The following is a 13,364-nucleotide window of genomic DNA, read 5'->3' as shown; positions in this document are numbered from 1 at the left end:
GGCGGCCGTGAACTCCGCGATCCGCTCCCGCGGGGTGGAGTGGCTTACCAGCGCCTCCCCCACCAGCACCGCGTTGGCGCCGCTGGCGGCGTAGTGCGTGACGTCGTCGGCGTCCCGGACGCCGGATTCCGCCACTACCAGCGCCCCGGACGGAATACGTCCGGCGAGCGATGCGAACAGGGAACGGTCGACGTCGAGGGTCTTCAGGTTCCGCACGTTGACGCCGATGATGCGGGCGTTGGCCGCGGCGGCGCGGTCGATTTCCTCTTCGGTGTGCGTTTCCACCAGCACGTTCATGCCGAGCTCGGCGCTGAGGGCACTGAAGTCGTTGAGCTGGGCATCGGAAAGCGCCGCGACAATAAGCAGGACGAGGTCCGCGCCGTGGGCACGGGCTTCCCAGATCTGGTACTCGTCCAGCGTGAAGTCCTTGCGCAGCAGGGGGACGTCGACGGCGGCACGAACGGCATCGAGGTCCGCCAGGGACCCGTTGAAGCGGCGCTGCTCGGTGAGGACGCTGATGACGGAAGCCCCGCCGTCGGCATACTGCCGGGCGAGGGATGCGGGGTCACCGATGCTGGCGAGGTCGCCCTTGGAGGGGCTGCGCCGCTTGATCTCCGCAATGACCTTGAGCTCTTTGCGGTCCGGCGACGGACCGCCCAGGGCGCCCCAGGCATCCCGGGCAGGCGCAACGGATTGGGCCAGGTCCTTTAGTTCAGCCAGCGAAACGAGGCGCTTCCTGGCCTCCATGTCCTCCCGGACACCGGCATTGATGTCGTCGAGAACAGTTGCCATCAGTGGCCGGAGTTCTTCAGCTTGCTGCCTTCGACTCCGTAGCCTGCCTTGCGCATGACGTAACCGAGGATGAGGCCGACCACCATCACGCCGGCCCCGGCGATGAAGATGGGGGTGCTGGCGATGACGAACGCGATCGATGCGATGAGCGCGCCCACCAGCATGGTGATGACACAGGTCCAGGCTGCGGGGCTGTTGCCGTGGCCGAGTTCCTGGCTGTGGTCGATGGCGCCGGGGGCTACCGTGCGGGTGCCGGACTTGGAAACGGACGCAGGTGCTTTGCTCATGGAAAATCTCCTCAGGATGAATACTGCTTACATTCTGCCATTTTTTGTGCCGTGACCGTTTATCGGCGGCTGCCCCTCCCGTCACCGGCTGCGGGGCTCGGCCCGGTCAGGTGGGATCGTCTCCACGGGAGAGGCGGTCCCAGCTGTCGATCTCGTCCACCGGCCCCGCCGCAGGAGCGCTGCCCGCCGCCCCCGGCGCGTCATATCTGGTCCGCGTCTTCCAGTGCCGGCCTGCGGGAATCATCAGCAGGGCGGCCAGTGCCAGCAGGCAGTCGGCGGCGACGGCGAGGGTGGGGAAGGCGGTCACGTCCACCTGCGCCTGGCTGCCGCTCACGCCTGTTGCGGCTGCGATGGAGCCCTGTGCTGCCGCAAGGGGGTCCGCGAGTACGGTGGCAGCCGCGGCGATGATGCCTGCCGAGGCAAGGACGATGATGGCGGTGATGACCCACCGGGCGATCCTGCCCGCTATCGCCGCGGCCAGTCCCCCGGCCAGCGCCACCAGGGCCAGCGCCGTCACTGTGGTGGCGGCATCACTGCCCTGGACCGTGAGCGGTTCCTGCCCGGCACCTGCCTGGCCCACCTCGTTGGGATCCAGGGTGACGGACATCCAGGTCTGGGTGGTGGTGCCGAAAACCGCCAGCGCCAGGACCGCGATGAGCAGCACCAGCGTTGACTTCCGCGCCCAGGCGGGGGCAGCCCTCTTTTCGCTGCCGGCCTGCCCGGGCGCCGTTCCCTGCTGGGGCATCAGACGTCGGTCCCGCCGGGAAGTGACTCCGCTGAAATGTTCTGCAGGGAGCCGGCCGTGTGGACTGCACGAAGCGGTGCCGCGGCCTTGTTCACGGTTTCAAGCGCCTCGGTGGGGTTCACCGAGTCGGCCACAATGCCGCCGCCGGCCTGGACGTAGGCACGGCCGTCGCGGAGCAGCGCCGAGCGGATGGCGATGGCCATGTCCATGTCACCAGCGAAATCGAGGTAGCCCACCACGCCGCCGTAGATGCCGCGGCGATGGGGTTCCAGTTCATCGAGCAGGCGCAGCGCCCGGGGTTTCGGGGCACCGGACAGCGTGCCGGCAGGGAAAGTCGCCTTGAGGACGTCATAGGCCTTGGCCTGTGGCGACAGCTGGCCCACCACCGTGGACACCAGGTGCATGATGTGGCTGAACCGCTCCACCTCCATGAACTGGGTGACGTCCACCGTTCCGGCAACGCAAACCTTGGAGAGGTCGTTCCGGGACAGGTCAACGAGCATCAGGTGCTCGGCGCGTTCCTTCTGGTCGGCCAGCAGTTCCTCGGCGAGGGCCTTGTCCGCCTCCACGGTCTTCCCGCGGGGACGCGAGCCGGCGATGGGGTGGGTGATGACCTCCCCGCCCGTGACGGTGACCAGGGCCTCGGGTGACGAGCCCACGATGGAGTACTCCCGGCCGTCGGCATCCGCCAGGCTGAAGATGTACATGTAGGGGCTGGGGTTGGTGTTGCGCAGCACCCGGTAAACGTCCAGCGCGGAGGCCTTGCATTCCATCTCGAACCGGCGGGAGATGACCACCTGGAAGACCTCGCCGTCGACGATTGCTTCCTTGCCCCGGTCCAGGGCGGCCAGGTATTCGTTCTCGTCCCAGCGCTCCTGGACGCTGGAGGCAAAGTCCAGGGCAGCCGGAGCCAGGACCGACACGGGCTGCGCCACGGGGCTGCTGACCTTGGCCAGGAGGGCCTTGACCCGGGCCACGGCGTCATGCCAGGCCTCGTCAACGCGTTCGGAGCTGTTGTCGAAATTGATGGCGTTGGCGATCAGCAGCACCGTGCCGTCCACGTTGTCGTGGACCGCCATATCGGTGACCAGGTTCAAGGCCATTTCGGGCAGGTGCAGGTCATCCTCGGGAGGGCTGACCAGCCGCTCCCAGTGCCGGACGGTTTCCCAGCCCAGGAACCCCACCAGGCCGGAGGTGAACGGCGGGAGCCCCTCGAAGCGGTCAGTGCGCAGGGCTTCGATGGTGTCGCGGATGGCGTTCACCGGGCTGCCGTCCACCGGCACTCCGGCCGGAGGCTCGCCCAGCCAGTGCGCGTTGCCGTCCTTGGTGGTCAGCGTGGCGCGAGACCTTGCGCCGATGAACGAATAGCGGGACCAGGCGCCGCCCACCGCCGCTGACTCCATGAGGAATGTCCCGGGCTGGCCCTGGGCCAGCTTGCGGTACAGGCCGATGGGGGTCTCGGCGTCGGCAAGCACCTTGAGCCGGACGGGGATAACGCGGCTGTGGCCGGCGAGTTCCCGGAACTCCTCCAGGCTCGGGCTGATGGTTCCAAGGTCCTGCATGGCTATGGTTTCCGCCTGTTCTCGTGAGGGCCGGCAGCGCCGGACGCCTAAATGTTCCTGCATCGGGCCGTGGCTGCCGCTGCCTTGCGGGCGCCGGTAGGGCCGCCGGTGCGGTTCAGACCGCCTGGGCCGTGGTGACGTTCAGTTCCCTGCCGTCGAAGCAGGTGCGGGTGCCGGTGTGGCAGGCGGCACCCACCTGGTCCACGCGCACCAGCAGTGCGTCGCCGTCGCAATCCATGGCGACGGACTTCACCCACTGGACGTGCCCGGACGTGTCCCCCTTGCGCCAGTATTCCTGGCGGGAGCGCGAGTAGAAGGTGACACGGCCCGTGGTCATGGTGCGGTGGAGGGCTTCGTCGTCCATCCAGCCGAGCATCAGGACCTCGTTGGTGTCGTACTGCTGCACCACGGCGGCCACCAGGCCTGCGCTGTCCCGCTTCAGGGCGGCTGCCAGCTCCGCGGGCAGCGGGCCTGTTTCAGCGGCGGCGGGGCTTTCGGGCACGGCGGAACCGGAGGCTTGGACGGGGGCGGGCTGCTCAGACATCAGGTCAAGTCTAGTGCCTTCGGGGGAGCCGTTCCGGATGTGAACAACGGCACGCCAGCAGCGCCCCGGAAGGTGCCCAACTTCGCGGCTGTCGTGCTAGTTTTCCAAGTGATGCATTTCGTCGAACCGTCCCGAGAAGTCCTGGCCGAGACCCTGCTTGCGGCCGGTCCTGATGCGCCCACGCTATGCAGGGGCTGGCGCACCAGGGATCTCGCCGCGCACCTTTACCTGCGTGAGCGGAAAGCTGCCGTGGGGCTGGGCCTGATCATCAAGCGCCTGGCCAAAGCCTCGGACCAGGCTACGGCAAAGCTCGCTGCCAAGCTGACCACTCCCGAGGACTACGCCGGACTGGTGAACACGTTCCGCGCGGGCCCGCCGGCATTCTCGCCGATGAACATCAAGGCCCTGGACGAAAGCTCCAACCTCATCGAATACTTCGTCCACACGGAGGATGTCCGCCGCGCCGTTGACCGCTGGGCTCCCAGGGCCCTGGACGAGGCCTACTCGGACGCCCTTTGGGATGAACTGGTCAAGCGTGCCGCCATCCTTTACCGCGGCGTGGACCTCGGCATCGTCCTGGTGCGCCCGTCGGGCCCCCGGCACGTCGCCAGGCGTGCTCCGGTTTCCGTGGCCATCGTCGGAGACCCGGGGGAACTGCTGATGCACGCCCACGGCCGCACGCGCCACGCCCTGGTTACGTTCGAGGGCCAGCCGGACGCCGTCGCGCTTCTCCAGTCAGCCGAAGTGGGGCTGTAACCGGCAGCTGCCCGGTCAGCGGACTTCGAAGCCCGCTGCCCGAATGGCGTCCTTGACCTGGTGCATCATGTCGTTCGGGCCCCAGTGGAAGATCGAGGCAGCCAGTACGGCATCGGCGCCCGCGGCAACTGCCGGCGGGAAATGAGCCGGCTCGCCTGCCCCGCCGGAGGCGATCAGCGGAACCTTCACGGCGGCGCGGACAGCCCGGATCATCTCCAGGTCGAAACCGTCCTTGGTGCCGTCGGCGTCGATGGAGTTGAGCAGGATCTCCCCCACGCCACGGTCGGCTGCTTCCTTGGCCCATTCAATGGCATCGATGCCCGTGCCGGTGCGGCCGCCGTGGGTGGTCACTTCGAAGCCAGACGGCGTGGGCTCTGACCCCGGGCGGGTGCGCCGGGCGTCCACGGACAGGACGAGGACCTGGGAGCCGAAGTGCCGGGTGATTTCATCGATCACGTCCGGACGGGCCACGGCCGCGGTGTTGATGGCAGCCTTGTCCGCGCCGTAGCGCAGCAGCTTGTCCACTTGAGCCACGCCGCGGACGCCGCCGCCCACGCACAGCGGGATGAACACTTCCTCGGCGGTGCGGCGCACCACGTCAAAGGTGGTTTCGCGGTTGCCGGATGAGGCGGTGACGTCAAGGAACGTCAGTTCGTCAGCACCGGCATTGTCGTAGCGGTGCGCCAGCTCCACGGGGTCGCCGGCATCGCGGAGGCCCTCGAAGTTGACACCTTTGACGACGCGCCCCGCGTCCACGTCAAGGCAGGGAATGACGCGTACTGCTACTGCCATGGGAAACTCCTGGAAATCTTTGGTGGTCCTGCTGCGCTGGGGAGAAAGGGCTCAGATGCGGCAGGCGTGGATGCTGCTGACCAGGATGGCACGGGCGCCGAGGTCGTACAGCTCATCCATGATCCGGTTGGTTTCCTTTTTGGGCACCATGGACCGGACGGCAACCCAGTCCGAATCCCGCAGCGGGGACACGGTGGGCGACTCCAGGCCGGGGGTCAGCGCCGCGGCCTTCTCCACGAGTTCCTTGCGGATGTCGTAATCCATGAGGACGTACTGCCGCGCCACCAGGACGCCCTGCAGGCGGCGGATGAGGACGTCGATTTCCCGGGCGGTGCCGTTGGCGGCGCCGCCTTCACCGGTGCGGCGGATCAGGACGGCCTCGGACTTGAGGATGGGTTCGCCGAAAATTTCCATTCCGGCGGCCTTCAGGGTGTTGCCGGTCTCCACGACGTCGGCGATGGCATCGGCCACGCCCAGGCGGACGGAGGATTCCACGGCGCCGTCCAGCCGGACCACCTTGGCGTTGATGCCGCGTTCGGCCAGGTAGCCGCGGAGGAGTCCGTCATAGCTGGTGGCCAGGCGCTTGCCCTCGAGTTCCTCGGCGGCCGAAAAATCGCCCACCGGACCGGCGAACCGGAACGTGGACGCAGCAAATCCCAGGGGAAGCAGTTCTTCGGCTTCCACCTCGGCGTCCAGCAGCAGGTCCCTGCCGGTGATGCCGACGTCGAGCGTTCCCTGGCCCACGTAGACCGCGATGTCGCGGGGACGGAGGAAGAAGAATTCGATGTCGTTGTCCGGGTCCACCATGACCAGTTCGCGGGTGTCGCGGCGCTGGCGGTATCCGGCTTCGGACAGCATGGCGGAGGCGGCTTCGGACAGGGATCCCTTGTTGGGGACGGCTACTCGCAGCATGGAAAATGTCTTTCTGGATTGGAAGGTCTGGGTGTTCAGGCAGTGCAGGCCACAGCGGGCACGGCGGCGGGAAGCGCGCCGGGCCGGTGGCTACAGATGCTTGTAGACGTCTTCCAGAGTCAGGCCTTTAGCGAGCATCAGGACCTGCAGGTGGTACAGCAGCTGGGAGATTTCCTCGGCCGCGGCTTCGTCGGATTCATATTCGGCAGCCATCCATACTTCGGCTGCTTCCTCAACGACTTTCTTGCCGATGCCGTGAACACCGGACTCCAACTCAGCGACGGTGCGGGAGCCTTCCGGGCGGGTGGCTGCCTTCTCGCTGAGCTCAGCGAACAGCGTCTCGAAATTCTTCACGCCCTCCAGCCTACTTGCTGCGGGCGGGAGGGCGCTTCCCGGGCCGTAGCATGACGGGCGCGATGTGAGGGAACACACACGCGCCCGCCAGCCTGCGGCGAGTTAGTTCTTGTACTGCTTGAGGACGACGGCGGTGGCCAGCGCCGCGGTGACAGCCTCATGGCCCTTGTCTTCCTTGGAGCCCGGCAGCCCGGCGCGGTCCAGGCCCTGCTGTTCGGTATCACAGGTGAGGACGCCGAAGCCCACCGGCACGCCCGTGTTCACGCTGACGTCGGTGAGTCCCGACGTCGCGGCCTGGCAGACGTAGTCAAAGTGCGGGGTGCCGCCACGGATGACGACGCCGAGCGCCACCACGGCGTCGAAGTGCGGCGCCAGCCGGGCGGCGGCAACGGGAAGTTCGAAGCTGCCCGGGACGCGCAGGACGGTGGGCTCGCTGATGCCGGCGTCCTTGGCGGCGCGCAGCGCCCCGTCGAGGAGTCCGTCCATGATCTGGGTGTGCCAGCTGGCTGCCACGATGGCCAGCCGCAGCTGGGAGGTTTCGGCCGGGCTGAGGGTGGTGAGGTCGATGTCGGGGGCGCCGTGTCCGCTCATAGGTATGTTGTTTCCGTTCAGTCTTGTTCGTGGATGAGGGTGTTCGGGGTGGTGACGGGCACGGGTGCCACGTGGGTGTCCAGGAGGAGGCGGTGCTCCATCCGGTCCTTCTTGGTCTGCAGGTAGCGGATGTTCTGGTCGCGGGAAGGAACTTCGGTGGGAACCATTTCCACCACCTTCACGCCTGCCCGGGCGAGCCGGTTCTGCTTGTCCGGGTTGTTGCTGAGCAGGCGGACCTCGTGCAGGCCCATTTCCGCGAGGACCTGGGCGGCCGCGTTGTAGGACCGGGCGTCCACGGGCAGTCCCAGCTGCTCGTTGGCTTCGACCGTGTCGAACCCGGCCTCCTGCAGTGCATAGGCCTTGATCTTGTTCGCCAGGCCGATGCCGCGGCCCTCCTGGCCGCGGAGGTACAGCAGGGTTCCGCCCTGTTCCTGGATCAGCTCCAGGGCGTACGCGAGCTGCTCGCCGCAGTCGCAGCGGTAGGAGCCGAACACGTCGCCGGTGAGGCATTCGGAATGCAGCCTGACCAGCGGGGCCTTGCCGTCACGGGGCGGGTTGGGGGAACTGACGGCCAGGTGTTCAACACCGGTGACCATGTCTGTCCAGGCCTGCGCCACGAAGTCGCCGAAAGCGGTGGGCAATTGCACGATGGGGCCGCCGCTGACCGGATGGGGCACCACCCCGCTGCCGGTCCGCCCGCTGTGATGGCTGTCCTGGTGGTGGCCGTCCTGGTGGTGGCCATTGCTGGCTGCAGATGCCGTCATCGTTCCTCCTTCTCCCCGGCCGGTGCAGGCCGTACGCCGTGCCCCGGAGCATCCCCCGCCCCGGTTGCAAGGTAACCCACCAGATCTTCAATGGAGATCAGGGGGCAGCCATGCTCCGCCGCGAACGTCCGAAGACCGTCCAGGCGCATCATCTCACCGTCGTCATACACCACTTCCGCGATGACGCCCACGGGCTCCAGGCCTGCGAGGCGGCACAGGTCCACTGCGGCCTCTGTGTGGCCGGGGCGTTCCCGCACACCTCCGTCAACTGCCCGGAGCGGAAAAATATGCCCCGGCCGGGTCACTGAGGACGGTCCGGCCTGCGGGTCGGCCAGGACCCGGGCGGTGAGGGCGCGGTCGGTGGCGGAAATTCCCGTGCTGACACCAACGGCAGCGTCGCAAGAGACAGTGTAGGCGGTGCCTTTGGCATCCTCGTTGACCGTCACCATCGGAGGCAGTGCCAGGGCGTCGGCCCGCTCGCCGGACAGCGGGACGCAAATAACGCCGGAGCTGTACCGGATGGTCCAGCCCATCAGGGCCGGCGTGGCGTGCTGGGCCGCGAAGATGATGTCGCCTTCGTTTTCCCTGTCCTCGTTGTCCACCACGAGGACCGGTTTTCCGGCGGCGATGGCCCGGACGGCGGTCTCGATGGAATCCAGGACATGCTCCTGTCCTGCTGCGGCTCCGCGGGCAGTTTCCGGTGCCACAGCCCCGGGCTGCCCAGTTTCCGGCTTCAGCCGGAGAGCGGCGTTCACAGTGCACCACCGGCGGGTGCCGAGGAATCGCGGAATGCCAGCAGGCGCTCGGTGTATTTGGCCAGCACGTCCACTTCCAGGTTGACGCGGCTCCCGGTCCGCTTGGCACCCAGACCGGTCTCGGCGAGGGTGGTTGGGATGAGGCCCACTTCGAACCACGGCTCCGCTTCCGCGGCATCACTCACGGCCGTGACAGTGAGGGATACGCCGTCAATGGCAATGGAGCCCTTCTCCGCGATGTAGCGGGCGAGGTTCGCGGGCACGCCGAACCGCAGCCGTTCCCAGTTGCCAAGCGGTTCCCGCTCCAAAAGCACACCCACGCCGTCCACATGTCCCTGGACAACGTGGCCGTCCAGCCGTCCGCCGGCCGGGACGCAGCGTTCGAGGTTAACGGAGTCGCCGGGGGCCAGCTCGCCGGTGGTGCTGCGGACCAGGGTCTCCCCCATGACGTCCACGCTGAACTCCTTGCCGTCGATTTCGGTGGCCGTGAGGCAGACGCCATTGACTGCGATCGAGCCGCCCAGGGCAAGGCCCTCGGTGGTGCCGGGTGCGTGGAGCCGGATGGTGGCGCTGGTATCGCCATCCCGGTCAACGGACAGCACGTGCCCTTGTTCGGCAATAATTCCGGTAAACATCAGTGGCCTCCCTGGGCTTGCTCCGCGCTGTGGCGGGACGGTTGTGGATCAAGGGCAACAGAACGTTGCGGTCGTAGGTGAAGTCGAAGGTCCCGGCCCAGCGTGCGCACGGCGCCGCCGTCGGACGGGTCCCATTCCCACTGCTGGGCATCGGGAAGGCTGCTGATGCCCAGGCCGTTGAGGGCGGGCGTTCCCGAGCCCAGCAGCGTGGGCGCCAGGTAGACGACGAGTTCGTCGACGAGTCCTGCGGTGAGGAAGGCGCTGAGGATGCGGGAGCCGCCCTCCACCATGACGTGCCGGGCGCCAGAGCCGTAGAGCAGGGACAGCGCATCGCCGGCGTCCCGGGTGGGCAGATGGACGGCGAGGCCGTCCTCCCCGCGGATGGCGGCGTCGGCCGGAATCTCACGGAGCCCCATCACGGCGCGGACGGGCTGCTTCGCGGCCGGCACCCCCTGGCGGTCCCGGGCAGTCAGCCGCGGGTTGTCCACGAGCACCGTCTGGGTGCCCACCAGGATGGCATCGATCCGGCCGCGGATCGCGTGGTTGTCGGCCAGGGATTCGGGGCTGGAGATCCACTGGCTGGTGCCGTCCTCGGCGGCGATGCGTCCATCGAGGGTCTGCGCGATATGGAGCGTCACGAAGGGGCGTTTTGCGGCCACTGCCTCGAACCATTGCCGGTTCAGGTCCAGTGATTCCTCGGCCCCGAGGCCGCTGCGGACGCGCACGCCTGCGTTGCGCAGCGTGGCTGCCCCGCCGGCAGCGGGGTCGTGCGGATCATCCACGGCGTACACCACGTCCGTGATGCCGGCGGCGATGATGGCCTCCGTGCAGGGGCCGGTGCGGCCCACGTGGTCGCAGGGCTCCAGGGTGACCACCATGGTGCAGCCGGCCAGGTCCAGCCCGGCCTCCTTCGCCTGCGCGATCGCGTCGGCTTCGGCGTGGGCCGTTCCGGCACCGCGGTGGTATCCGGTGACTAGTGGGATCCCGTCAGGACCGACGACGACGGCGCCCACCAGCGGGTTGGCCCCGCGTGGTCCCTGCAGGGCTGCTTCGAGCGCAGCCTCCATGGCCGAGGTCTCGGCGGGGCTGAAAGCGGTGACGGTCCCACTGGCTGGCCGGAGGTCCGGGTGTCCTGCCCTGCGGCCGGCCCCTGCCCGGCTGGAGGCAATGGTCCGGCTGGAGGCAATGGTCCGGCTGGACGGCGGGTTGCTGACGGTCATGCGGTAACCGCTGGACCGGTGGTGGTGGCGGCTGCGGAAGCAGCAGCAGTTTCGGCATCATCAAAGAGCCATCGCATGGGGTTCATTCCTGCGTCGTTCCTTCCCTCTCGAACCGCGATGGCTCCGGGGGTATACGACAGCAGAACGCTGCGGGGCCGGACGGCCCTGCAGATACAGCTGTACGTGCTTCTCTCATCCAGACTTTAACTGTCGGTACCGGAATTTCACCGGTTCAACCGTCCGCCGGGCCTTCTCCTGGGAGAAGCACCGGCTCGCGGGTCGCGGACTGTCACCGCCGGTTCGGACTTACACCGACCCCGGAGCACGTATGTGTTTTGCTATTGTGCCACAACAGGAGGGGTGCCCTGATATTCCGTCGCTGCGCGTAACGTCCGCGCGCCTTCTTCCCGCAGCCTGTCGATGGCGGCGGCGGGATCGTCGGCACCGTAGACGGCGGAGCCGGCCACGAAGACGTTGGCCCCGGCTTCGGCGGCGCGCGTAATGGTTTCCTCGGTGATCCCGCCATCCACCTGGATGGCCACGCCCACTCCCGAGCCGTCGACGGCTGCCCTGGCCCGGCGGATCTTGGGGAGGGTGATGTCCAGGAAAGCCTGGCCGCCGAAGCCGGGCTCCACGGTCATGATCAGCAGCATGTCCAGTTCGGGCAGCATGTCGAGGTAGGGCTCAACCGGAGTGGCGGGCCGCAGGGCCATCCCCGCCTTGGAGCCCCTGCTGCGGAGTTCGCGGGCAAGCTTCACCGGGGCGATGGACGCCTCGGCGTGGAAAGTGACCGAGGCCAGGCCGGCGTCGGCGAAACCGGGAGCCCAACGGTCGGCATCGGCGATCATCAGGTGCGCGTCCAGCGGCACCGGGCTCACGGCCTGGATGCGCTGCACCACGGGAAGCCCGATGGTCAGGTTGGGCACGAAGTGGTTGTCCATCACGTCCACGTGCACGGCGTCGGCATTGCTGATGCGCTGCAGTTCAACCTCAAGGTTGACGAAGTCGGCGGAGAGGATGCTCGGGTTGATGCAGCATTGCGTCACGGGGATGCCTTTCAGTGGTTCTGGTGGAGGGGTCTATCATCGGGCAGGGCTGGCCTGCGCGGCAGCCACGCTTCGACTGCGCCGGGTCAGGCCTTCTTTCGGATGAGGGCCAGGAACATGGCGTCGGTGCTGTGGATGTGCGGCCAGAGCTGCGCCGTGGATTCGTGGCCTGCACCCAGGTTTCCGGTCAGGCTGACGGCGTCGAGGGCAGCCCCGGCGTCGAGGAGCTCAAGGTCGTCCCGCTTGCGGAGGGCATCGGCCACCACGGCCTTGGTCTCGGCCGGATGCGGCGAGCACGTCACGTAGGCCACCACTCCCCCTGGCCGGACGGCGGCCAGTGCCGAGGCAAGCAGTTCACGCTGCAGGGGTGCGAGATCGGTCAGGTCCTTCGGGGACCGGCGCCAGCGGGACTCGGGCCGGCGCCGGAGCGCGCCGAGGCCGCTGCAGGGAACGTCCACCAGGACCCGGTGGTAGGACTCCGGCTGTTCGGCACCGACCTCGCGGCCGTCGCCGGTGCGGACTTGCCACGTTTCCCCCGGTACTGCGGACAGTGCCTGGCTGACGAGCTTGGCACGGTGCGGGGCCGGCTCGTTGGCCAGCAGCGTGGCGCCGCGCTCCCGGGCAAGCGCGCCCAGCAGGGCGGCCTTCCCGCCGGGGCCTGCGCAGAGGTCCAGCCACGCCTCGCCGGTACCGGCGCCGTCCGGGCCGAGGTCCGCTGCCGCCATGGCCCGGGCCACGAGCTGCGAGCCCACGTCCTGGACGCGGGTGGTGCCGTTGCGGACAGAGGAGAGCCGGCCCAGGTCCCCGCCGCTGGACAGGGCGGACCCCTCCACGAGTTCGCCGGGGGTGGCGCCGCCCTCCAGAGCCTCCTCCAGGCTTCCCAGCCCGGGCAGGGCCACGAGGTTGACCACCGGGGCGGCGTTGTCTGCTTCCAGGAGCTCGTCGATTTCAGCCGCCGGACGGCCGTGGGCCACAAGGGACTGGCGCATGGCGCGGACGATCCATTCAGGGTGGGCGTGCCGCAGCGCGGCGATCCGGGTCTGGTCGGTTTCGCCCTCCACCAGGAGGTCCAGCCATTCGTCCAGACTGCGGGCCGCGACTTTGCGGAGCACGGCATTGATCAAGGCCGATGGTCCTGCCCCGATCACGGCCCTGGCGAGCCCCACGGTCTGGTCCAACGCGGCGTGGGCGGGGACCCGCATGGCGAGCAGCTGGTGCGTGCCGATGCGCAGGGCGTCGAGGACGGCGGGGTCCAGCTGGTCCAGCGGCCGGTCCACGCACCGCGCCAGGATGGCGTCGTAGGTTCCCTGGCCCCGGAGGGCGCCGTAACTGAGCTCCGTGGCGAAGCCGGCGTCACGCTTGTCCAGCCCGTGGTGCCGGATCCGTGCCGGCAGCACCAGGTTTGCGTACGCATCCTCGGCTGCGACAGCGCGCAGGACCTCGAAGGCCACCAGACGCGCCGGATCCGCCCGCCGGGTGCGCTGGGACGGAGCGCTTTCGGTGAAGTTCCGCTGCGGTCCGCGGTTGCGCTCACGGCCCTGGGCGTTCCGCCGGCTGTTGTCCCGGGGGCCACCTTGGCCGCGGCCGCCCCTCGGACCGCCCTGGCCGG

The 13,364-nt window shown here is 68.4% G+C and carries 16 protein-coding genes and 1 riboswitch; of the genes, 1 reads left to right on the top strand and 15 read right to left on the bottom strand.

The features are described from left to right. The 5 genes from trpC to hisI form a co-directional block, all read right to left on the bottom strand. The coding region (trpC, locus tag AC5RTT_RS17975) for an indole-3-glycerol phosphate synthase TrpC (protein ID WP_494146331.1) at window positions 1–792 on the bottom strand (792 nt) is incomplete at its 3' end. Next, window positions 792–1,079 carry an HGxxPAAW family protein gene (locus tag AC5RTT_RS17970; protein WP_494011069.1) on the bottom strand — a complete coding sequence of 96 codons (288 nt, stop codon included), beginning with the start codon at window positions 1,077–1,079 and terminating at the stop codon, window positions 792–794. The genes AC5RTT_RS17970 and trpC, both read right to left, overlap by 1 nt. Window positions 1,080–1,185: 106 nt before the next feature. Further along, entirely contained in the window at window positions 1,186–1,824 is a 639-nt protein-coding gene (locus tag AC5RTT_RS17965) for a Trp biosynthesis-associated membrane protein (protein ID WP_494146330.1), read from the bottom strand. Then, window positions 1,824–3,386, bottom strand: coding sequence for an anthranilate synthase component I (locus tag AC5RTT_RS17960; protein ID WP_494146329.1), 1,563 nt, complete (start codon window positions 3,384–3,386; stop codon window positions 1,824–1,826). The genes AC5RTT_RS17965 and AC5RTT_RS17960 overlap by 1 nt, the downstream gene beginning before the upstream one ends. A 115-nt stretch (window positions 3,387–3,501) precedes the next feature. Then, complete coding sequence (gene hisI, locus AC5RTT_RS17955; protein WP_494123715.1) at window positions 3,502–3,930, bottom strand: phosphoribosyl-AMP cyclohydrolase; 429 nt, start codon at window positions 3,928–3,930, stop codon at window positions 3,502–3,504. Between the two features lie 111 nt (window positions 3,931–4,041). On the opposite strand from hisI, the gene AC5RTT_RS17950 reads away from it, so the two are divergent. Next, entirely contained in the window at window positions 4,042–4,686 is a 645-nt protein-coding gene (locus AC5RTT_RS17950; protein ID WP_494146328.1) for a TIGR03085 family metal-binding protein, read from the top strand. A 15-nt stretch (window positions 4,687–4,701) separates the two neighbouring features. Here AC5RTT_RS17950 and hisF read toward each other — a convergent pair whose 3' ends face one another. From hisF to AC5RTT_RS17900, 10 genes are all read right to left on the bottom strand, one after another. Continuing rightward, window positions 4,702–5,478, bottom strand: coding sequence for an imidazole glycerol phosphate synthase subunit HisF (gene hisF, locus AC5RTT_RS17945; protein WP_494146327.1), 777 nt, complete (start codon window positions 5,476–5,478; stop codon window positions 4,702–4,704). 51 nt (window positions 5,479–5,529) lie between these two features. Next, complete coding sequence (gene hisG, locus AC5RTT_RS17940; protein WP_133350834.1) at window positions 5,530–6,390, bottom strand: ATP phosphoribosyltransferase; 861 nt, start codon at window positions 6,388–6,390, stop codon at window positions 5,530–5,532. Between the two features lie 90 nt (window positions 6,391–6,480). Beyond that, on the bottom strand, window positions 6,481–6,744 hold the full coding sequence (locus AC5RTT_RS17935; RefSeq protein ID WP_009358176.1) for a phosphoribosyl-ATP diphosphatase: 264 nt from the start codon (window positions 6,742–6,744) through the stop codon (window positions 6,481–6,483). A gap of 102 nt (window positions 6,745–6,846) precedes the next feature. Next, a complete protein-coding gene (ribH, locus tag AC5RTT_RS17930; protein WP_494104214.1) occupies window positions 6,847–7,335 on the bottom strand; it encodes a 6,7-dimethyl-8-ribityllumazine synthase in 489 nt (162 codons plus the stop codon). Between the two features lie 17 nt (window positions 7,336–7,352). After that, entirely contained in the window at window positions 7,353–8,099 is a 747-nt protein-coding gene (gene ribA, locus AC5RTT_RS17925) for a GTP cyclohydrolase II (protein ID WP_494146326.1), read from the bottom strand. Next, window positions 8,096–8,806, bottom strand: coding sequence for a 3,4-dihydroxy-2-butanone-4-phosphate synthase (gene ribB / locus AC5RTT_RS17920; RefSeq protein ID WP_494146325.1), 711 nt, complete (start codon window positions 8,804–8,806; stop codon window positions 8,096–8,098). The genes ribA and ribB overlap by 4 nt, the downstream gene beginning before the upstream one ends. 44 nt (window positions 8,807–8,850) lie before the next feature. After that, the gene (locus AC5RTT_RS17915; RefSeq protein WP_494146324.1) at window positions 8,851–9,489 is read right to left on the bottom strand and encodes a riboflavin synthase; all 639 of its coding nucleotides are present in this window, start codon (window positions 9,487–9,489) and stop codon (window positions 8,851–8,853) included. After that, a complete protein-coding gene (gene ribD, locus AC5RTT_RS17910; RefSeq protein WP_494146332.1) occupies window positions 9,489–10,556 on the bottom strand; it encodes a bifunctional diaminohydroxyphosphoribosylaminopyrimidine deaminase/5-amino-6-(5-phosphoribosylamino)uracil reductase RibD in 1,068 nt (355 codons plus the stop codon). The genes AC5RTT_RS17915 and ribD overlap by 1 nt, the downstream gene beginning before the upstream one ends. A 332-nt stretch (window positions 10,557–10,888) precedes the next feature. Then, window positions 10,889–11,039, bottom strand: a riboswitch (FMN riboswitch). A gap of 8 nt (window positions 11,040–11,047) precedes the next feature. Beyond that, entirely contained in the window at window positions 11,048–11,755 is a 708-nt protein-coding gene (rpe, locus tag AC5RTT_RS17905) for a ribulose-phosphate 3-epimerase (protein ID WP_494146323.1), read from the bottom strand. An 86-nt stretch (window positions 11,756–11,841) separates the two neighbouring features. Beyond that, on the bottom strand, window positions 11,842–13,364 hold a 1,523-nt coding region (locus tag AC5RTT_RS17900), incomplete at its 5' end, for an RsmB/NOP family class I SAM-dependent RNA methyltransferase (protein WP_494146322.1).

Source organism: Arthrobacter sp. Y3221157 (genome assembly GCF_059089865.1).
This window is presented reverse-complemented; position numbering and strand designations above follow the sequence as displayed.

What these genes read in the sequence shown, in the direction of transcription:
- AC5RTT_RS17950 (WP_494146328.1), top strand. Translation starts at nt 4,042, where the DNA reads ATGCATTTCGTCGAACCGTCCCGAGAAGTCCTGGCCGAGACCCTGCTT.
- ribD (WP_494146332.1), bottom strand. Translation starts at nt 10,556, where the DNA reads ATGGAGGCTGCGCTCGAAGCAGCCCTGCAGGGACCACGCGGGGCCAAC.
- ribA (WP_494146326.1), bottom strand. Translation starts at nt 8,099, where the DNA reads ATGACGGCATCTGCAGCCAGCAATGGCCACCACCAGGACGGCCACCAC.
- hisG (WP_133350834.1), bottom strand. Translation starts at nt 6,390, where the DNA reads ATGCTGCGAGTAGCCGTCCCCAACAAGGGATCCCTGTCCGAAGCCGCC.
- hisI (WP_494123715.1), bottom strand. Translation starts at nt 3,930, where the DNA reads ATGTCTGAGCAGCCCGCCCCCGTCCAAGCCTCCGGTTCCGCCGTGCCC.
- hisF (WP_494146327.1), bottom strand. Translation starts at nt 5,478, where the DNA reads ATGGCAGTAGCAGTACGCGTCATTCCCTGCCTTGACGTGGACGCGGGG.
- AC5RTT_RS17970 (WP_494011069.1), bottom strand. Translation starts at nt 1,079, where the DNA reads ATGAGCAAAGCACCTGCGTCCGTTTCCAAGTCCGGCACCCGCACGGTA.
- AC5RTT_RS17965 (WP_494146330.1), bottom strand. Translation starts at nt 1,824, where the DNA reads ATGCCCCAGCAGGGAACGGCGCCCGGGCAGGCCGGCAGCGAAAAGAGG.
- AC5RTT_RS17960 (WP_494146329.1), bottom strand. Translation starts at nt 3,386, where the DNA reads ATGCAGGACCTTGGAACCATCAGCCCGAGCCTGGAGGAGTTCCGGGAA.
- ribH (WP_494104214.1), bottom strand. Translation starts at nt 7,335, where the DNA reads ATGAGCGGACACGGCGCCCCCGACATCGACCTCACCACCCTCAGCCCG.
- AC5RTT_RS17915 (WP_494146324.1), bottom strand. Translation starts at nt 9,489, where the DNA reads ATGTTTACCGGAATTATTGCCGAACAAGGGCACGTGCTGTCCGTTGAC.